Origin of the sequence: Pseudomonas sp. FW305-28, from assembly GCF_017351395.1 — a bacterium.
GTDB lineage: Bacteria > Pseudomonadota > Gammaproteobacteria > Pseudomonadales > Pseudomonadaceae > Aquipseudomonas > Aquipseudomonas fluorescens_AA.
On sequence record NZ_JACNDD010000132.1, the window covers coordinates 1 to 18,652 of the forward strand.

The following is an 18,652-nucleotide window of genomic DNA, read 5'->3' on the forward strand; positions in this document are numbered from 1 at the left end:
AACCCAAGGCGGCTGCTTCGCAGCCGAGCGGGAGCAAGCTCCCTCGCCACAATCATTGCGCCAGTTCAAACATCCGCTTTAGCACCGCATTCAAGCCATTGCTACGCGACGGCGACAGCTGCCGCGACAATCCCAGTTGGTTGAACCAATCCGGCAGATCCACCTGTTGCAACTCGTCAGCGGACAACCCGTTGACCCGTGCCAGCAGCAACGCCACCAACCCGCGGATCAACCGCGCATCGCTGCTGGCGGAAAACTGCCAGTGCCCGTCGTGCAAGCGACCCACCAACCACACCTGGCTTTCACAGCCGTGGACGAGGTTGGCCTCGCACTTGTCCGCGTCGCTCAGGGGCGGCAGACGCTCGCCCCATTGCATCAGTAGCCGGGCCCGTTGCTCCCAGCCTGACGCGTCCCGGAAGATCTGCAGCGCCGTGGCGGCATCGGCTGGCAGGTTCATCGCAACATCTCCAAGGCTTGGTCGAGGGCTTCGAAGAACCGTTCGATGTCGGCGGAATCGTTGTACAACGCCAACGACACCCGAATCGCCCCGGACAGCTGCAAATGCTTGAACAGCGGCATCGCGCAGTGATGCCCGGCGCGCACGGCAATGCCTTGCTCGGTCAGCAGGTGCGCCAGGTCGGCGTTGTGGATGCCTTCGACCACGAAACTGACCAGGGCCAGGCGCGGGTTGCCCAGCAGGCGAATGCCGTTGCGGGCCTGCAGGCCATGGCGCAGGTAGTCGTGCAGTGCCGCCTCATGGTCGATGACCGCTTGCGGATCGAGGGCGGACAGGTAGTCCAGGGTCGCGCCCAACCCGATCACACTGGCAATCGGCGGCGTGCCGGCTTCGAAGCCCAGCGGCGCCGGACGGAAGGTGGCGCTGTGGTAATCGGCCTGTTGCACCATTTCGCCGCCGAACTGCCAATGGCGCAGCTTGCCGAGGGCTTCGGTACGGCCGAACAGCACGCCCAGCCCGTCGGGGCCATAGAGTTTGTGGCTGGAAAACACGTAAAAGTCGCAGCCCAGCGCTTCCACGTCGTGGCGGCCATGGACCACGCCTTGGGCGCCGTCGATCACCGTCAGCGCGCTGTGGGCCTTGGCCAGCGCCAGCAGCGCCGGCACGGGTTGCCAAGCCCCCAGCACATTGGATAACTGGCTCACCGCCAGCAAACGCGTACGGGGGCCGATCAGTTCGGCGGCGGCGCCAGGGTCGATCACCCCGTCGGCATCCAGTGGCAACACCACCAGGGTCAACGAACGACGCTCGGCCAACTGCTGCCACGGCAGCAGGTTGGCGTGGTGTTCCAGGGCGCTGATGACGATCTCATCGCCCGGGTTGAATAAATGTTCCAGCCCGTAGGCCAGCAGATTCAGCGCCGAAGTGGCGCCGTGGGTGAAGACCACTTGCCCGCAGTTTCCGGCATTGAGCCATTGCGAGGCCTTGAGGCGGCTGTCCTCGAACGCCTGGGTGGCATGGGCGCCCGGCAAATGTTGCGCCCGGTGCACGTTGGCCGCGCCGTTGGCGTAGTAATGCGTCAGGGCATCCAATAGGGCTTGGGGTTTTTGCGTGGTGGCGGCGCTGTCCAGGTAGGTCTGGCCTTGCCGTTGCAGGGCGGCGATGGCCGGGAAATCGGCACGCCAGGGGGATTGGATCAACATGCTTTCGGGCCCTGCTGGAATGACGCCGGACCCTGTGGGAGCGGGGCTTTTTTTGTGTGGGAGCCGAGCTTGCTCGCGATGGTCGCGACACGGTTTAACTGCAAGACCGCGTCATCGTTCATCGCGAGCAAGCTCGGCTCCCACAAAGGCCCGCCCCCACAGGTGGTGGTGTGAAGCTTAGTTGTGGGCGTGCAGTGCTTCGTTCAGCTCGATGGCCGACTTATGCGTCTTGCATTCCACTGCGCCGGTCTCGGAATTGCGACGGAACAACAGGTCGGGCTGGCCGGCCAGGTCGCGGGCCTTGACCACTTTCACCAATTGGTTGTTTTCGTCCAGCAGGGCGACCTTGGTGCCGGCGGTCACGTACAGGCCCGACTCCACGGTGTTGCGGTCGCCCAGCGGGATGCCGATGCCGGCGTTGGCGCCGATCAGGCAGCCTTCGCCGACCTTGATCACGATGTTGCCGCCGCCCGACAGGGTGCCCATGGTGGAGCAACCGCCGCCCAGGTCCGAACCCTTGCCGACGAACACGCCCGCCGAGACACGGCCTTCGATCATGCCCGGGCCTTCGGTGCCGGCGTTGAAGTTGACGAAACCTTCGTGCATGACCGTGGTGCCTTCGCCCACGTAGGCGCCCAGGCGGATCCGCGCGGCGTCGGCGATGCGCACGCCGGCCGGGACCACGTAGTCGGTCATTTTCGGGAACTTGTCCACCGAGAACACTTCCAGCAGTTCGCCACGCAGGCGGGCTTCGAGCTGGTGCTCGGCCAGTTCGGCCAGGTCGATCGCGCCCTGGCTGGTCCAGGCCACGTTCGGCAGCAGCGGGAAAATGCCGGCCAGGTTCAGACCGTGGGGCTTGACCAGGCGATGGGACAGCAGGTGCAGCTTGAGGTAGGCCTCAGGGGTGGAGCTCAGTTGGGCATCTTCGGCCAGCAGGGTGGCAACCAGGGGCTTGTGGCTTTCAGCCAGGCGGGTCAGCAGGGCAGCTTGTGCGGCATCGACGCCCTTGAGGGCTTCAGCCAGTTGCGAGGCCTGGGCGGTGGTGAAGGTGATGGCCTGGTTGCCTTCGCTGTAGCCGAGGATCGGCGCGATGGCTTTGACGACGTCGGCCGACGGGTTGAGCAGCGGCTGTGCGTAGAACACTTCCAGCCAGGCGCCTTGACGGTTTTGGGTGCCGACGCCGAAGGCCAGGCTGAACAGGGTAGTGGACATGAAATTACCTCTACAAAATGGACTGGGCAGGCTTACTTGATCTCTGCCGCATAAATATCTGGCTTGAAGCCAATCAGGGTTCGGTCACCGAGATCGAGCACCGGGCGCTTGATCATCGAGGGTTGGGCGAGCATCAGTTCGATGGCTTTCGTCTGGTCGAGATCGGCTTTGCGTTCGTCGTCGAGTTTGCGAAAGGTCGTACCGGCACGGTTCAACACCACTTGCCAGCCATGCTCGTTGCACCATTGGGTCAGGTGTTCACGGTCGATGCCGGCGGTCTTGTAATCGTGAAAGTCGTAGTGCACAGCGTGATCATCGAGCCAGGTGCGCGCCTTTTTCATCGTGTCACAGGCTTTGATGCCGAAAAGGTGCAACGTTTTGCTTGAATCGGTCAAGGAACTGCCCCCTTTGCAGGTGCTGGAAATAAAAGGTGAAGGATTATGCCATGACCGGACGGTTGTGGGAGCGAGGCTTGCCCGCGATGAACGATGACGCGGTCTTCTGCCAGACCGAGGTGTTTTCATCGCGAGCAAGCTTTGCTCCCACAGCTTGCTCACTAAAGAGCTGCTGCGACATAGGTGTAACGGCCAAGTTAATCCTAGGCGGTTAATATGGCACTTCAACGGCAAGCTGTTGCCGGATGTGTGTCGCTGCCAGTGGAAAGCCGTTATGCAAAGCGCTTATACCGTCCTGATCCTGTTGATGCTGGTAGGCGTGTCGCGCCTGATCGGACGGTTGATCCCGCTGCCGCTGCCCCTGGTACAGATCGGCGCCGGTGCCGTGCTGGCCTGGCCGTCCCTGGGCCTGCACGTGGCCCTCGATCCTGAGCTGTTCCTGTTTCTCTTCCTGCCACCGCTGCTGTTCTCCGACGGCTGGCGCATGCCCAAGCGCGAGCTGTGGCGCCTGCGCGGGCCGATCCTGACGCTGGCGGTGGGGCTGGTGTTGTTCACGGTGGTGGGCGCCGGCTACTTCATTCATTGGCTCTTGCCGAGTATCCCGTTGCCGGTGGCCTTTGCCCTGGCAGCGGTGCTGTCACCGACCGACGCGGTGGCGGTGTCGGCGATTGCCCGCGACCGTCTGCCTGCGCCGTTGATGCACATGCTCCAGGGCGAGGCGCTGATGAACGATGCGTCGGGTCTGGTGACGTTCAAGTTCGCCCTGGCGGCGGCCATCACCGGGGTGTTTTCCCTGGCCAACGCGAGCCTGACGTTTGTGTTGGTGGCGGTGGGTGGCCTGCTGGTCGGTGTGGCCCTGAGTTGGCTGCTGGGCCGGCTGCGGGCGTGGATGATTGCCCGGGGTTGGGACGACCCGGCCACCCATGTGGTGTTCATGTTGCTGCTGCCGTTTGCCGCCTATGTGTTGGCTGAGCGCTTGGGCGCCTCGGGCATTCTCTCGGCGGTGGCGGCGGGGATGATGCAGAGCTGGCTCGACCTGCTGCCGCGCCAGACCGGCACGCGGCTGCTCAATCGCAGTGTCTGGTCGCTGTTGGAATTCGCCTTCAACGGCTTGATCTTCCTGCTGCTGGGCTTGCAACTGCCGGACATCATCAAGGCGGTGACCCGCCTCGAAACCACGCTCTGGCCGACGTTGTTCTACCGTTGCCTGGATGTGCTGGCGATTTTCCTGGTGTTGTTGGTGCTGCGGTTTGTCTGGGTGCAAAGCATCTGGCGCCTGTCCGGGCTGTTGCGACGCTGGCGTGGCCAGGGCGAGTTGACGTTGGTGCCGACAGCGCGCTCCTGTTGGTTGCTGACCTTCGGCGGGGTGAGAGGGGCGGTGACGCTGGCGGGCGTGCTGTCGGTGCCGTTGCTGTTGAACGCCGCAGAGGCGTTTCCCGAGCGAGACCTGCTGATCTTCATTGCCGCCGGGGTGATTCTGCTGTCGTTGATCGCAGCTTGTATCGCCTTGCCGTTGTTGCTGCGGGGCATCGAGAAAAGCCCCGACGACAAACGTCGCAACGAAGTTCGCGAAGCCTGGCGCAAAACCGCTGAAGCGGCGATCCATGCGCTGGAGGTGGAAGAACCGCCCGAGGCGGGCAGTACGTCGGATGCGGCCCAAGCGGCGCTGGCGACCGAGGTCAAGGCGCGGTTGATGTCCGAGTATCGTCATCAGCTCGACGTGTTCAACGACTCCGCCGAAGCCCAGGCGCTGGCGTTCGAAATGGACCTGCTGGAACGCCGGCTGCGCTTGAAGGCTTTTCGGGCGCAGCGGCTGGAGTTGTATCGCCTCAGCCGTCATCACCAGATCGGGGATGATGTGCTGCGTGAAGTGCTGGGGGAGTTGGATCTGGCGGAGGCGAATTTGGGGTTGGGTAAATAGATTGCGCAAAGCTAATTGTGGCGAGGGAGCTTGCTCCCGCTGGGGTGCGAAGCGCCCCCAAAACCTGACAACCCAGTATTTCAGATAAATTGAGTTGACCGCTTTGGGGCCGCTGCGCAGCCCAGCGGGAGCAAGCTCCCTCGCCACAACAGCGGTCCACTTCAGTCCGGTACAGCCATCAGCCTCGACGCTGGATAAACGCGCGGATCCGCTCCGCCGCTTCCACGCATTCGGCCAATGGTGCAACCAAGGCCATGCGCACGCGCCCGGCGCCCGGGTTGACGCCATCCACATCGCGGGACAGGTAGGAGCCCGGCACCACGGTCACGTGTTCCTGTTCGAACAGGTCGCGACAGAACGCTGCATCATCGCCGGCCACGTTCGGCCACAGGTAGAAGCTGCCGTCGGGGCGTTGCACGTCCAGCACCGGGCTGAGGATTTCCAGCACGGCGTCGAACTTCTCCCGGTACAGCGCGCGGTTGGCCCGTACGTGCACTTCGTCGTTCCACGCGGCGATGCTCGCCAGTTGGGTCTGAACCGGCATCGCGCAGCCGTGATAGGTGCGGTACAGCAGGAAACCCTTGAGGATGTCCGCGTCGCCAGCGACGAAACCGGAGCGCAGGCCAGGCAGGTTGGAGCGTTTGGACAGGCTGTGGAACACCACGCAGCGCTTGAAATCCTTGCGACCCAGTTCGACGCAGGCGCTGAGCAGCCCTGGCGGCGGGGTCTGTTCGTCGAAGTACAGTTCGCTGTAGCACTCGTCCGCCGCGATCACGAAGTCATGCTCATCGGCCAAGGCGATGAGTTTTTTCAGCACGTCCACCGGGATCAACGCGCCGGTCGGGTTGCCCGGGGAGCACAGGAACAGGATCTGGCAGCGTTTCCAGATGTCCGGCGAGACGGCGTCGAAATCCGGGTTGAAGCCGTTCGCGTCCAGGCACGGCAGGTAGTGCGGCTTGGCCCCGGCCAGGAACGCCGCGCCTTCGTAGATCTGGTAGAACGGGTTCGGGCTGACCACCAGGGCGTCGTCGCCCCGGTTGACCACGGTCTGGGTGAAGGCGAACAAGGCTTCACGAGTGCCATTGACTGGCAACACATGGCGCGCCGGGTCCAGCCAGCCGGTCGGCACGTTGAAGCGACGCTCGCACCAGCCGGTGATGGCTTCACGCAGTTCCGGGATGCCGAGGGTGGTCGGGTACACGGCCATTTTTTCCAGATTGCTGGCCAGGGCTTCAGCCACGAAGCTGGGCGAGCGATGCTTGGGTTCGCCGATGGACAACGCGATGGGACGTTTGTCCGGGTTGGGCGTGACGCTGCCAAGCAGGGCGCGGAGCTTTTCGAAGGGGTAGGGCTGCAACTGGTTCAAAGCGTTGTTCATCGAGGGCCTCGTCAATGTGGGCGCGGTCCTTGTGGGAGCGAGCTTGCTCGCGATGGCGGTGAGTCAGGCAGCATCAATGCTGGATGTTCCGCCGCTATCGCGAGCAAGCTCGCTCCCACAGAGGGGGATTGTTCGTTCAGATGCTGATGCGTGTCAGGTGAGCATCGGGTTCCTGGTTGACGCTCAGGTGCCGGACGATGGCCTCCTGCAGGCGGCTGCACAGTTGCGGATCGGACAGCGGCTGGTTGTGAGCGTCGGTGATGAAAAACACGTCTTCTACCCGTTCGCCGAGGGTGGCGATCTTGGCATTTTGCAGCGACAGGTCGAACTCCAGGAAAATATGGCCGATCCGCGCCAGCAGGCCCGGGCGGTCCGGGGCGCTGAGTTCCAGCACGGTGACCTGGCGCTGGGCGTCGTTGTGGATCGTCACCTGTGGCGCAAACGCAAAATGCTTGAGTTGTCGCGGCACCCGGCGCTGGATGATGGTCGGGTAGTCCGCCGGGTTGCGCAGGGCTTCGGTGAGGCCGTCGCGAATCTGCTTGACCCGCGCCGGGTTGTCGCCAATCGAGTCGCCGTCGGTGTCGAGCACGATGTAGGTGTCGAGGGTGAACTGGCTGCTGGAGGTGATGACCCGGGCGTCATGGATGTTGAGGTTGAGCTGGTCCATCGCCGCCACGGTCACGGCGAAGAAGTCGTGCTGGTCCGGAGCATAGATGAAGATCTGCGTGCCGCCCTCGAACTCGCGCTGGGTGGTTTCCTTGATCAGCACCAGCGGCCCGCCATCGGCCGGTTGCTGCAGGATCGCATCGCTGTGCCAGGCCACGTCGCCGGCGGTGTGGCGCAGGAAATAGTCATCGCCCAATTGCGACCAGAGCTGCTCGACATCGTCCGGATCGGTGCCGCCGCGTACCAGGATGTCCAGGGCCGCGCTTTGGGTGCGGCGGATCTGTTCTTCGCGGTCCACCGGGTTTTCCAGGCCGCGGCGCAAGGCCCGCTTGGTCTCGGTGTAGAGCTGGCGCAACAGGCTGGCGCGCCAGGAGTTCCACAGGCTCGGGTTGGTGGCGTTGATGTCGGCCACGGTCAGCACGTAGAGGTAATCCAGGCGCGTTTCATCGCCGACGATCTGGGCGAAGTCGTGGATCACCTGCGGGTCGGACAAATCCTTGCGCTGGGCGGTGGTGGACATCACCAGGTGGTTCTGCACCAGCCAGACGATCAGCCGGCTGTCCCACAGCGGCAGTTGATGGCGCTGGCAGAACGCCTCGGCATCCACCGCGCCAATCTCGGAGTGGTCGCCCTGGCGGCCCTTGCCGATGTCGTGGTACAGCCCGGCCATGTAGATCAGCTCGGGCTTGGGCAGCTTGCCCATGAGCTTGCTGGCCAGCGGGAATTTCTCCGACACCTGGGTGTACTGCAGCTTACGCAGGTGCTTGATCAGGTTCAGCGTGTGGGCATCGACCGTATAGATGTGGAACAGGTCGTGCTGCATCTGTCCGACGATGAAGCCGAACTCCGGCAAATAACGCCCGAGAATCCCGTAGCGGTTCATCCGGCGCAGGTTGCGGTGCACGCCGATCTTGCACTTGAACAACTCGATGAAGAGGCTGGTGTTGCGGATGTCGTGACGGAAATCTTCATCGATCAGATGACGGTTTTCCCGCAGCAGGCGGATGGTGTCGGCGCGTACGCCCTTGATTTCCGGCTGCTGGGCCATGAGCACGAAGATCTCGAGCATGGCGAAGGGCGTGCGGCGGAACACATTGGCGTTGCGCGCTTCGATGTAGCCGTCGTGCAGTTGGAAGCGTGAGTTGATCGGCTGCGGCGGCTCTTCGTCTTCGGGGGCGAGGATGACTTCCTCGAAGTGCTGGATGATCAGTTCGCTGAGCTGGGCGATGCTCATCACCACGCGGTAGTACTGCTGCATGAAGTTTTCGATGGACTGCTTGGCATCCTGCCCCTCGAAACCCAACAGGCCGGCGATGGAGCGTTGGTGATCGAACAGCAGGCGGTCTTCGGAGCGCCCGGCGAGCATGTGCAGGGCGTAGCGGACCTTCCACAGGAATTCCTGGGACGAGGCCAGCAAGGCGTTTTCGCTTTCCACCAGGAAACCTTCGCCGGCCAGGGCGCGCAGGTTCAGCGTGCCGTACTGGCGACGGGCGACCCACAGGATCGTCTGGATGTCCCGCAGCCCGCCGGGCGAGCCCTTGACGTTGGGTTCCAGGTTGTATTCGGTGTCGTTGTACTTGTGGTGGCGGGCCTTCTGCTCGGCGTGCTTGGCCAGGAAAAAATCCTTGCTGGGCCACATGTGCTCTGTGCTGGTGACATCCAGCATGCGCTGGCGCAGGCGCTCGGGGCCGGCGATGGTGCGGCTTTCCATCAGGTTGGTGATCACCGTCAGGTCGGCGCGGGCCTCCTCGGCGCATTCCTGCACCGAGCGCACGCTCTGGCCGACCTCCAGGCCGATGTCCCACAGCAGCGTCAGGAAACGCTCGATGGAATCGCGGAAAACCTCATGGTCGGCGCTGTCCAGCAGGATCAGCAGGTCGATGTCGGAGTAGGGGTGCAGCTCCCCGCGCCCATAGCCGCCCACCGCCACCAGGGCGATGTCGGCATCTTCGCTCCAATCGAACTGCTCCCAGGCCTTTTGCAGGATGTTATCGACGAACCAGGCGCGGTCCTCGATCAGCCGGCGAATGTCCCGGCCATTGCGAAAGCGCTGGTCGAGCACTTCGTGGGCCTGGCGGATTGCCTTCTTGAACGCCGAGATGGGGCTTGCCTTCAGGGCCAGTTCAGCCTGGAACTGGCCGCGGTCGAAGAGTTCGGGATCCACCTGCGGCATTGAATGGCTTTCCTTTCTATCTATATCTATCGGATCTATAGGCTGGGTTCGGATCAGGCGGAAACGCGCGCGATGGTGTCATCGCTACGCAGGGTGAAGATTTCATAGCCCGTCTCGGTGACCAGCAGGGTGTGTTCCCACTGGGCCGACAGCTTGCGGTCCTTGGTGATGGCGGTCCAGCCGTCGCCCAGCACCTTGGTGTCGGCGCGGCCCTGGTTGATCATCGGCTCGATGGTGAAGGTCATGCCCGCCTGCAGTTCCATGCCGGTGCCGGCACGGCCGTAGTGCAGGATCTGCGGTTCTTCGTGGAACACCTTGCCGATGCCGTGGCCGCAGAACTCGCGCACCACCGAGAAGCCGTTCTTCTGGGCGTGCTTCTGGATCACTTCGCCGATGTCCCCCAGGCGGCAGCCCGGCTTCACCAGTTCGATGGCCATGTACATGCATTCCTGGGTGACCTTGGACAGGCGCTGGGCCCACTCCGGCACGTTGCCGACATGGAACATGCGGCTGGTGTCGCCGTGATAGCCGTCCTTGATGACGGTGACGTCGATGTTCAGGGTGTCGCCATCCTTCAACGGTTTTTCGTTGGGGATGCCGTGGCAGACCACGTGGTTGATCGAGGTACAGATCGACTTCGGGAAGCCTTTATAGTTGAGCGGCGCCGGGATGGCCTTCTGCTCGTTGACGATGTAGTCGTGGCAGATGCGGTCCAGCTCTTCGGTGGTCACGCCCGGCTTGACGTAGTCGGCGATCATCTCCAGCACTTCGGCGGCGAGTTTGCCGGCGACACGCATTTTGGCGATGTCCTCGGGTGTCTTGAGGGTAACGGTCATACAGGCTCTCTCTGCGCCCGACGGCGCTGTTCAAAACGAAATGGGCGGCGGATGATGACCAGCGCGGCCCTGAAAACGCGATTCTAACAGACCATCGGGGCAAAGCGCTCCCGGCCTGGAACTCTGTGGCGAGGGCGAGTGGGAGCAAAGCTTGCTCGCGATAGCGGTAGACCGGTCGACACCGTTGTAGACTGACCTGCCCCAATCGCGAGCAAGCTTTGCTCCCACAGGTTTGCGGCTTAGCTGAACGACATTAGGGCAAGCCTTGCTCCCACAATCCCCTCGCCACAGAGGATTTCAGAATCCATGTTCCGTTTTCGCCCTTGCTGTGGTATAAAATGCGCCGCTTTCCGGGGATGACCCCGTAAGCTTAAATCCACACACGTGTCGACACGATGACCTGGGTGCCTCGGCTTATATAGCCGCTGGTTGGTCATTGGGATACGTGGAGGCCAAACCCGACTTATCAAGGAACTATCATGTCCCAAGTCAACATGCGCGATATGCTGAAGGCCGGTGTGCACTTCGGTCACCAGACCCGTTACTGGAACCCGAAAATGGGCAAGTACATTTTCGGCGCGCGTAACAAGATTCACATCATCAACCTTGAAAAAACCCTGCCGATGTTCAACGAAGCACTGACCTTCGTAGAGCGCCTGGCCCAGGGCAAAAACAAGATTCTGTTCGTCGGCACCAAGCGTTCCGCTGGCAAGATCGTTGCTGAAGAAGCAGCACGTTGCGGTTCGCCGTACGTCGATCACCGCTGGTTGGGCGGCATGCTGACCAACTTCAAGACCATTCGCGCTTCCATCAAGCGTCTGCGTGACCTTGAAGTCCAGTCCGAAGACGGTACTTTCGCCAAGCTGACCAAGAAAGAAGCGCTGATGCGCACTCGCGATCTTGAGAAGCTGGACCGCTCCCTGGGCGGTATCAAGGACATGGGCGGTCTGCCTGACGCACTGTTCGTGATCGACGTTGATCACGAGCGCATCGCGATCACCGAAGCCAACAAGCTGGGTATCCCGGTCATCGGCGTTGTCGATACCAACAGCAGCCCGGAAGGCGTTGACTACATCATCCCAGGCAACGATGACGCCATCCGCGCCATCCAGCTGTACATGGGTTCGATGGCTGACGCTGTGATCCGTGGTCGCAACAACGTGAATGGCGGCACCGAAGTCTTCGCTGAAGAAGCTCCGGCAGCAGCCGCTGAGTAATTGACGCCCCTGGCGTTGACTCAGTAAGCAAAAAGGGGGCTTGGCCCCCTTTTTGCCACCTCGAAAACCCTTTGCCGCCAGCGCAGTGACCTGTTTGTAACCTGCCGCGGCCTATAAGCAATGGTTTTCCAGGAAGAATTGATCGCCCGTTCGATCGGGTGGAATGGTTGAAAACCTATCCAAGAGGATTTTGAAATGGCAGAGATTACTGCAGCGTTGGTCAAAGAACTGCGCGAGCGTACCGGCGAAGGCATGATGGATTGCAAGAAAGCCTTGACCAAGGCTGGCGGCGACATCGAGAAAGCCATTGATGACATGCGTGCTTCGGGCGCCATCAAGGCTGCCAAGAAAGCCGGCAACGTCGCCGCTGAAGGCGCCATCGCCATCAAGGACGACGGCAAGGCTGCCGTTCTGCTGGAAGTCAACTCCCAGACCGACTTCCTGGCTCTGCAGGATGACTTCAAGGCATTCGTCGCTGCCAGCGTCGAGAAAGCCTTCGCTGACAAACTGACCGACGCAGCTCCGCTGATCGAGTCCCAGGAAGAAGCGCGCCTGGTCCTGGTCGGCAAGACCGGCGAAAACGTCAACATCCGCCGCCTGGTTCGCGTTGAAGGTGACGTGGTCGGTACCTACCTGCACGGCAACAAGATCGGTGTTGCGGTTGTCCTGAAGGGCGGCGACACCGAGCTGGCGAAAGACATCGCCATGCACGTGGCAGCTACCAACCCTGAGTTCCTGCTGCCTTCGGACGTTTCGGCTGAAGCGATCGAGCGCGAGAAGGGCGTTTTCCTGCAGCTGAACGAAGAGAAGCTGAAAGGCAAGCCTGCTGAAATCGCAGAAAAAATGGTCAGCGGCCGTATCTCCAAGTTCCTGGCCGAAGCCAGCCTGGTTGAGCAGGCTTTCGTCAAGAACCCGGAAATCAAGGTTGGCGACCTGGCGAAGAAAGCCGGTGCTGAAATCGTTTCGTTCACCTACTTCAAAGTAGGCGAAGGCATCGAGAAGCCGGTTGATGACTTCGCTGCTGAAGTTGCTGCCCAGGTAGCTGCTGCCAGCAAGCAATAAGACGGTTTTTACAACTGTCGCCCTGAAGAGGCTGCCCGCTTAACGCGCGCAGCCTCTTTTCGGATGGGGATGCCGATTTTTATTGGTTTCCTGTCGGAACTGGCTTACAAAGCCGTGTTCCGATGGCGCTGTGTCAGCGTCAAGCTAGAGTGAACGCAGGCTGCAAACAGCTTGCAAAGAATTTTTTGAACACATACGCCGCAGGAGAGATTCGCAATGGCTCAGCAGGGCAGTGGTTATCAGGCTCGCTATAAACGCATTCTACTCAAGCTTAGCGGCGAGGCCCTGATGGGCTCGGAAGAGTTCGGGATCGATCCGAAAGTGCTGGATCGCATGGCCCTGGAAGTTGGCCAGTTGGTCGGGATCGGCGTTCAGGTCGGCCTGGTCATCGGCGGCGGCAACCTGTTCCGTGGCGCGGCGCTGAGCGCGGCCGGCATGGATCGGGTCACGGGCGACCACATGGGCATGCTGGCCACTGTGATGAACGCCCTGGCTATGCGCGATGCGTTGGAGCGTGCCAATATCTCGGCCATCGTGATGTCGGCCATTTCCATGGTTGGCGTGACCGATCACTACGATCGTCGCAAAGCCATGCGCCACCTCAACGCCAAGGAAGTGGTGATTTTTGCCGCCGGTACCGGTAATCCGTTCTTCACCACGGATTCGGCCGCCTGCCTGCGCGCGATCGAGATCGATGCCGATGTCGTGCTCAAGGCGACCAAGGTCGATGGCGTCTATACCGCTGACCCGTTCAAAGACCCGCATGCCGAGAAGTTCGATCATCTGACCTACGATGAAGTGCTGGATCGCAAGCTGGGTGTCATGGACCTGACGGCTATCTGCCTGTGCCGCGACCACAAGATGCCGCTGCGCGTCTTTAACATGAACAAGCCCGGTGCCCTGTTGAATATCGTCCATGGCGGCGCCGAAGGAACACTGATCGAGGAAGTTCAACAATGATCAATGAAATCAAAAAAGACGCTCAAGAGCGCATGCAGAAATCCCTGGACTCTCTGAACCACGCATTCGGCCAGATTCGTACCGGCAAGGCTCACCCCAGCATCCTCGGCAGCGTCATGGTGCCTTACTACGGCACTGACACACCGCTGAGCAGCGTTGCCAACGTCACCGTGAAAGACTCGCGCACCCTGCAGGTCGTGGCTTTCGAGCGCAACATGCTCGCTGCTGTAGACAAGGCGATCCAGAGCGCCGGTCTGAACCTCAATCCAACTAACTTGGGGGAGCTGCTGCTGATCCCGATGCCGGCCCTCACCGAGGAAACGCGCAAAGGCTTCACCAAACAAGCCCGTAGCGCAGCGGAAGATGCGCGTGTTGCTGTGCGCAATATCCGTCGTGACGCGTTGGGTGAGCTGAAGAAGTTGGTCAAGGATAAGGAAATCAGTGAAGACGAAGAGCGTCGTGCCATCGCTGATATCGATAAGCTGACCAAAGAATCCGAGGCCCAGATCACCAAGGCCACGGACGAGAAAGAAAAAGACCTGATGGCCGTATAAGGGTCTCGTTTTCATGGAAAAGACCAAGCAGGCCGTGCCGTTCGCGGTTCCGCGTCACGTGGCGATCATCATGGACGGCAACAACCGCTGGGCCAAGAAACGCTTTATGCCTGGCGTCGCCGGGCACAAGGCGGGGGTCGATGCGGTTCGTGCGGTCATCGAGGTGTGCGCCGAGGCGGGGGTCGAGGTGCTGACCCTGTTCGCCTTCTCCAGCGAGAACTGGCAGCGGCCGGCCGATGAAGTCAGTGCCTTGATGGACTTGTTCCTCAAGGCCCTGCGTCGTGAGGCCAAGCGCCTCAACGACAACAAGATCAGCTTGCGCATCATCGGTGATCGCTCGCGCTTCCATCCTGAATTGCAGGCTGCGATGCGCGAAGCCGAGGCTGCGACGGCGGGCACCAATCGGTTCGTCCTGCAGATCGCCGCCAACTACGGTGGCCAGTGGGACATTGCCCAGGCTGCCCAGCGGTTGGCGCGGGAAGTCCAGGCCGGGCACTTGCGCCCGGAAGACATCACTCCTGAACTGTTGCAGACCTGCCTGGCGACCGGTGACCTGCCATTGCCGGACCTGTGCATCCGTACCGGTGGCGAGCATCGCATCAGCAACTTCCTGCTCTGGCAGTTGGCTTATGCCGAGTTGTACTTCTCCGACCTGTTCTGGCCGGACTTCAAACACGAAGCCATGCGTACCGCACTGGCCGATTTCGCTTCCCGTCAGCGTCGCTTCGGTAAAACGAGCGAGCAGATCGAAGCTGGAGCCCGGGTTTAATGCTTAAACAACGAATCATCACTGCCTTGATCCTGTTGCCTATCGCCCTGGGTGGTTTCTTCCTGCTCGACGGTGGCAGCTTTGCGCTGTTCATCGGGCTGGTCGTGACCTTGGGCGCGTGGGAGTGGGCGCGGCTGGCGGGTTTCCCTGCGCAGTCGGCGCGCGTGACCTATGCGGTGGCCGTGGCGGCCATGCTGTTCATCATGTACGTGGTGCCCGGCCTCGCGCCATGGGTGCTGGGTGCCGCGGTGCTGTGGTGGGCGACGGCGACCTTCCTGGTCCTGACCTATCCACGGACTACGCATCATTGGGCCAATACGGCGACCAAGCTGGTGATCGGCCTGTTGATCCTGCTGCCGGCCTGGCAGGGGCTGATCTGGATCAAGCAAGGCCCGTTGGGCAACTGGCAGATCATGGCCGTGATGGTGCTGGTCTGGGGGGCCGACGTTGGCGCCTACTTCTCCGGTCGGGCCTTCGGCAAACGCAAGCTCGCGCCGCAAGTCAGCCCAGGCAAGAGCTGGGAAGGGGTCTATGGTGGCCTGGCCTTGAGCCTGGTGATCACCACGGTGGTTGGTTTCGTGCGGGACTGGACGGTCGCGCAACTGTTCATGGGCCTTATTGGCGCCGCCCTGATCGTATTCGTGTCGGTGGTCGGTGACCTGACCGAAAGCATGTTCAAGCGTCAGTCCGGGATCAAGGACAGCAGTAACCTGTTGCCCGGTCACGGGGGTGTGCTGGATCGCATCGACAGCCTGACTGCCGCGATCCCGATCTTTGCCGTGCTGTTGTGGATGGCGGCATCGTGAGTCGCCCCCAGCAGATCACTGTCCTTGGCGCGACCGGTTCGATTGGCCTCAGTACGCTTGACGTCATTGGCCGGCATCCGGAGCGCTACCAGGTGTTCGCCCTCAGTGGCTTCACGCGTTTGAGCGAATTGCTGGCGTTGTGCATTCGCCACACCCCGCGGTTTGCCGTGGTGCCTGAGGTTGGCGTGGCGCGGGCGTTGCAGGACGATTTGCGCGCAGCCGGCCTGCAAACCCGTGTGCTGGTAGGGGAGGAGGGGCTCTGCCAAGTGGCTGCCGACCCTGAAGTCGACGCCGTGATGGCGGCGATCGTCGGTGCGGCGGGCCTGCGTCCGACCCTCGCGGCGGTGGAGGCCGGCAAGAAGATCCTGCTGGCCAATAAAGAGGCGCTGGTGATGTCCGGCGCGCTGTTCATGCAGGCTGTACGCAAGAGCGGCTCGGTGTTGTTGCCGATCGACAGCGAGCACAATGCGATTTTTCAATGCATGCCGCGGGATTTTTCCCGTGGTCTCGGCGCGGTAGGTGTCCGGCGGATTTTGCTGACAGCCTCCGGTGGTCCGTTCCGGCAGACGCCGCTGGAAGAATTGGTGCATGTTTCACCCGAACAGGCCTGTGCCCATCCGAACTGGTCCATGGGGCGCAAGATTTCCGTGGATTCGGCCAGCATGATGAACAAGGGCCTGGAACTGATCGAGGCCTGCTGGCTGTTTGATGCCAAGCCGTCGCAGGTCGAGGTGGTCATTCACCCCCAGAGCGTGATTCACTCCCTGGTGGACTACGTCGACGGGTCCGTGCTGGCCCAGTTGGGTAACCCGGACATGCGCACCCCGATCGCCAATGCCCTGGCCTGGCCGGAGCGTATCGACTCGGGCGTTGCGCCGCTGGACCTGTTCGCTATCGCTCGCCTGGATTTCCAGGCGCCCGATGAGCAGCGCTTCCCCTGCCTGCGCCTGGCGCGCCAGGCGGCCGAGGCGGGCAACAGTGCGCCGGCCATGTTGAACGCTGCCAATGAAGTGGCCGTTGCCGCGTTTCTCGATGGACGTGTCCGTTACCTCGAGATCGCGAGTATCATCGAGGAAGTCTTGAATCTCGAGGCCGTGGTTTCGGTCGATGACCTCGATACAGTATTTACGGCGGATGCCAGGGCTCGTGAGTTGGCGGGCCAATGGCTGCAGCGCCACGGGCGTTGAAGCTGCGATACGTTAGCCAGGGTTGCCCTGGACAGGATTGCGGAGAAAACAGATGAGCGCGCTCTATATGATTGTCGGCACCCTGGTTGCATTGGGGGTGTTGGTCACTTTTCACGAATTCGGTCATTTCTGGGTTGCGCGTCGCTGTGGCGTCAAGGTCCTGCGTTTTTCCGTGGGCTTTGGCATGCCATTGCTGCGCTGGCACGACAAGAAAGGCACCGAATTCGTCGTGGCGGCCATCCCGTTGGGTGGCTACGTCAAGATGCTCGACGAGCGCGAGGGTGAAGTCCCGGCCGACCAGCTCGATCAATCCTTCAATCGCAAGACCGTCCGTCAGCGTATTGCCATCGTCGCGGCGGGGCCGATTGCCAACTTCCTGCTGGCCATGGTGTTTTTCTGGGGCCTGGCCATGCTGGGCAGCGAACAGGTGCGTCCGGTCATCGGTGGGGTAGAGGCCGGTAGCGTTGCCGCCCGTGCCGGGCTGGGTGTCGGGCAGGAAATCGTCGCCATCGATGGCGAGCCGACATCGGGCTGGGCGGCGGTCAATCTGCAGCTGGTCCGTCGCCTGGGTGAGAGCGGTTCGTTGCAATTGATGGTGCGCGAGCAGGGCTCCACGGTGGATTCGCCTCGCGAGCTCATCTTGGACAACTGGCTCAAGGGTGCGGACGAGCCGGATCCGATCCGTTCACTGGGGATCCGGCCATGGCGTCCGGCCTTGCCGCCGATCCTCGCCGAACTCGATCCGAAAGGCCCGGCCCAGACGGCTGGTCTGAAGACCGGCGATCGGTTGCTGGCCCTCGACGGCCAACCGGTCAGCGACTGGCAGCAGGTGGTCGATTCGGTTCGTGTACGTCCTGACACCAAAATTGTGCTGCGTATCGAGCGCGACGGTGCTCCAATCGACGTCCCGGTAACCCTGGCCGCCCGTGGCGAGAGCAAGGCGCCGACCGGTTACCTGGGCGCGGGCGTCAAGGCGGTCGACTGGCCGCCGGAAATGATCCGCGAGGTCAGTTTCGGCCCAGTGGCGGCGATTGGCGAGGGTGCGCGTCGTACCTGGACCATGAGCATCCTGACGCTGGACTCGCTCAAGAAAATGTTGTTCGGCGAGCTCTCGGTAAAAAACTTGAGTGGACCGATAACCATTGCTAAAGTGGCGGGCGCTTCTGCCCAGTCGGGCGTCGCTGATTTCCTGAATTTCCTTGCTTATCTGAGCATTAGCCTGGGGGTTCTGAATTTGCTGCCCATTCCGGTACTGGATGGGGGGCATCTGCTGTTTTATCTGATCGAGTGGGCGCGTGGTCGTCCCTTGTCGGATCGGGTGCAAGGTTGGGGGATACAGATCGGTATCAGCTTGGTGGTCGGGGTCATGTTGCTTGCCCTCGTCAACGATCTGGGTCGTCTGTAACGCTTCGCTGAATCGCGAATCTGCCGCATTTTGCGGCAGTTTGTTTATTGCCAGTTGGAATAAGAAAGGACTTCATGAAACGTCTGCTGCTAACTGCGGTTCTCACCGTATTGATGATCGCCGAAGTTCACGCCGAGTCCTTCACTATCTCTGATATTCGCGTCAATGGCCTCCAGCGGGTCTCCGCGGGTAGCGTCTTTGGTGCCTTGCCGTTGAACGTCGGCGAGCAGGCGGATGATCGGCGCCTGGTGGAATCCACGCGTGCGCTGTTCAAGACCGGCTTCTTTCAAGATATCCAGCTGGGCCGTGACGGCAATGTCCTGGTCATCACGGTAGTCGAGCGCCCGTCGGTCGCCAGTATCGAGATCGAAGGCAACAAGGCGATCTCCACCGAAGACCTGATGAAGGGCCTCAAGCAGTCCGGCCTGGCCGAAGGCGAGATCTTCCAGCGT

The 18,652-nt window shown here is 61.7% G+C and carries 16 protein-coding genes and 1 pseudogene; 10 read left to right on the forward strand and 7 right to left on the reverse strand.

The genetic code is table 11. The features are described 5' to 3' along the window. Positions 1-52 precede the first annotated feature (52 nt). From J4E53_RS24090 to J4E53_RS24105, 4 genes are all read right to left on the reverse strand, one after another. Positions 53-457: a SufE family protein gene (locus J4E53_RS24090; protein ID WP_103310437.1), complete on the reverse strand. Its 405-nt coding sequence runs from the start codon at positions 455-457 to the stop codon at positions 53-55. Next, complete coding sequence (locus J4E53_RS24095) at positions 454-1,659, reverse strand: aminotransferase class V-fold PLP-dependent enzyme (protein WP_060739007.1); 1,206 nt, start codon at positions 1,657-1,659, stop codon at positions 454-456. The genes J4E53_RS24090 and J4E53_RS24095 overlap by 4 nt, the downstream gene beginning before the upstream one ends. A gap of 177 nt (positions 1,660-1,836) precedes the next feature. After that, positions 1,837-2,871, reverse strand: a complete 1,035-nt coding sequence (dapD, locus tag J4E53_RS24100) for a 2,3,4,5-tetrahydropyridine-2,6-dicarboxylate N-succinyltransferase (protein WP_060739006.1) — start codon at positions 2,869-2,871, stop codon at positions 1,837-1,839. 32 nt (positions 2,872-2,903) lie between these two features. Continuing rightward, positions 2,904-3,266, reverse strand: coding sequence for an ArsC family reductase (locus tag J4E53_RS24105; protein ID WP_053119206.1), 363 nt, complete (start codon positions 3,264-3,266; stop codon positions 2,904-2,906). 274 nt (positions 3,267-3,540) lie between these two features. Here J4E53_RS24105 and J4E53_RS24110 point away from each other — a divergent pair, with 274 nt between their 5' ends. Further along, positions 3,541-5,187, forward strand: a complete 1,647-nt coding sequence (locus J4E53_RS24110; protein ID WP_103310435.1) for a Na+/H+ antiporter — start codon at positions 3,541-3,543, stop codon at positions 5,185-5,187. A gap of 178 nt (positions 5,188-5,365) precedes the next feature. On the opposite strand, the gene dapC is transcribed toward J4E53_RS24110, so the two are convergent. From dapC to map, 3 genes are all read right to left on the reverse strand, one after another. After that, on the reverse strand, positions 5,366-6,565 hold the full coding sequence (dapC, locus tag J4E53_RS24115) for a succinyldiaminopimelate transaminase (RefSeq protein ID WP_060739004.1): 1,200 nt from the start codon (positions 6,563-6,565) through the stop codon (positions 5,366-5,368). 136 nt (positions 6,566-6,701) lie between these two features. Further along, positions 6,702-9,404: a [protein-PII] uridylyltransferase gene (locus J4E53_RS24120; protein WP_060739003.1), complete on the reverse strand. Its 2,703-nt coding sequence runs from the start codon at positions 9,402-9,404 to the stop codon at positions 6,702-6,704. A 53-nt stretch (positions 9,405-9,457) separates the two neighbouring features. Further along, positions 9,458-10,240, reverse strand: a complete 783-nt coding sequence (gene map / locus J4E53_RS24125) for a type I methionyl aminopeptidase (RefSeq protein ID WP_053118843.1) — start codon at positions 10,238-10,240, stop codon at positions 9,458-9,460. A 479-nt stretch (positions 10,241-10,719) separates the two neighbouring features. On the opposite strand from map, the gene rpsB reads away from it, so the two are divergent. The 9 genes and pseudogenes from rpsB to J4E53_RS24170 form a co-directional block, all read left to right on the forward strand. After that, positions 10,720-11,457 carry a 30S ribosomal protein S2 gene (gene rpsB, locus J4E53_RS24130; protein ID WP_003198231.1) on the forward strand — a complete coding sequence of 246 codons (738 nt, stop codon included), beginning with the start codon at positions 10,720-10,722 and terminating at the stop codon, positions 11,455-11,457. 195 nt (positions 11,458-11,652) lie between these two features. Further along, the gene (gene tsf, locus J4E53_RS24135; RefSeq protein WP_060739002.1) at positions 11,653-12,519 is read left to right on the forward strand and encodes a translation elongation factor Ts; all 867 of its coding nucleotides are present in this window, start codon (positions 11,653-11,655) and stop codon (positions 12,517-12,519) included. 216 nt (positions 12,520-12,735) lie between these two features. Continuing rightward, complete coding sequence (gene pyrH, locus J4E53_RS24140; protein WP_024779012.1) at positions 12,736-13,479, forward strand: UMP kinase; 744 nt, start codon at positions 12,736-12,738, stop codon at positions 13,477-13,479. After that, positions 13,476-14,033 (forward strand): ribosome recycling factor, encoded by a 558-nt coding sequence (gene frr / locus J4E53_RS24145; RefSeq protein WP_060739001.1) that lies wholly within the window; start codon positions 13,476-13,478, stop codon positions 14,031-14,033. The genes pyrH and frr overlap by 4 nt, the downstream gene beginning before the upstream one ends. Before the next feature lie 13 nt (positions 14,034-14,046). Then, on the forward strand, positions 14,047-14,802 hold the full coding sequence (gene uppS / locus J4E53_RS24150) for a polyprenyl diphosphate synthase (RefSeq protein ID WP_060739000.1): 756 nt from the start codon (positions 14,047-14,049) through the stop codon (positions 14,800-14,802). Beyond that, on the forward strand, positions 14,802-15,608 hold the full coding sequence (locus J4E53_RS24155; RefSeq protein ID WP_103310433.1) for a phosphatidate cytidylyltransferase: 807 nt from the start codon (positions 14,802-14,804) through the stop codon (positions 15,606-15,608). The genes uppS and J4E53_RS24155 overlap by 1 nt, the downstream gene beginning before the upstream one ends. Continuing rightward, complete coding sequence (gene ispC / locus J4E53_RS24160) at positions 15,605-16,795, forward strand: 1-deoxy-D-xylulose-5-phosphate reductoisomerase (RefSeq protein WP_060738998.1); 1,191 nt, start codon at positions 15,605-15,607, stop codon at positions 16,793-16,795. The genes J4E53_RS24155 and ispC overlap by 4 nt, the downstream gene beginning before the upstream one ends. 52 nt (positions 16,796-16,847) lie before the next feature. Next, the gene (rseP, locus tag J4E53_RS24165) at positions 16,848-18,200 is read left to right on the forward strand and encodes an RIP metalloprotease RseP (protein ID WP_103310431.1); all 1,353 of its coding nucleotides are present in this window, start codon (positions 16,848-16,850) and stop codon (positions 18,198-18,200) included. Positions 18,201-18,274: 74 nt separating this feature from the next. Then, positions 18,275-18,652 (forward strand): annotated as a pseudogene (locus tag J4E53_RS24170) (outer membrane protein assembly factor BamA); the annotation flags it as partial.

Excerpts from the sequence above, each read along its gene's own strand:
- J4E53_RS24090 (WP_103310437.1), bottom strand. The coding sequence starts at position 457 with ATGAACCTGCCAGCCGATGCCGCCACGGCGCTGCAGATCTTCCGGGAC.
- J4E53_RS24095 (WP_060739007.1), bottom strand. The coding sequence starts at position 1,659 with ATGTTGATCCAATCCCCCTGGCGTGCCGATTTCCCGGCCATCGCCGCC.
- dapD (WP_060739006.1), bottom strand. The coding sequence starts at position 2,871 with ATGTCCACTACCCTGTTCAGCCTGGCCTTCGGCGTCGGCACCCAAAAC.
- J4E53_RS24110 (WP_103310435.1), top strand. The coding sequence starts at position 3,541 with ATGCAAAGCGCTTATACCGTCCTGATCCTGTTGATGCTGGTAGGCGTG.
- dapC (WP_060739004.1), bottom strand. The coding sequence starts at position 6,565 with ATGAACAACGCTTTGAACCAGTTGCAGCCCTACCCCTTCGAAAAGCTC.
- J4E53_RS24120 (WP_060739003.1), bottom strand. The coding sequence starts at position 9,404 with ATGCCGCAGGTGGATCCCGAACTCTTCGACCGCGGCCAGTTCCAGGCT.
- map (WP_053118843.1), bottom strand. The coding sequence starts at position 10,240 with ATGACCGTTACCCTCAAGACACCCGAGGACATCGCCAAAATGCGTGTC.
- rpsB (WP_003198231.1), top strand. The coding sequence starts at position 10,720 with ATGTCCCAAGTCAACATGCGCGATATGCTGAAGGCCGGTGTGCACTTC.
- tsf (WP_060739002.1), top strand. The coding sequence starts at position 11,653 with ATGGCAGAGATTACTGCAGCGTTGGTCAAAGAACTGCGCGAGCGTACC.
- pyrH (WP_024779012.1), top strand. The coding sequence starts at position 12,736 with ATGGCTCAGCAGGGCAGTGGTTATCAGGCTCGCTATAAACGCATTCTA.
- frr (WP_060739001.1), top strand. The coding sequence starts at position 13,476 with ATGATCAATGAAATCAAAAAAGACGCTCAAGAGCGCATGCAGAAATCC.
- uppS (WP_060739000.1), top strand. The coding sequence starts at position 14,047 with ATGGAAAAGACCAAGCAGGCCGTGCCGTTCGCGGTTCCGCGTCACGTG.
- J4E53_RS24155 (WP_103310433.1), top strand. The coding sequence starts at position 14,802 with ATGCTTAAACAACGAATCATCACTGCCTTGATCCTGTTGCCTATCGCC.
- rseP (WP_103310431.1), top strand. The coding sequence starts at position 16,848 with ATGAGCGCGCTCTATATGATTGTCGGCACCCTGGTTGCATTGGGGGTG.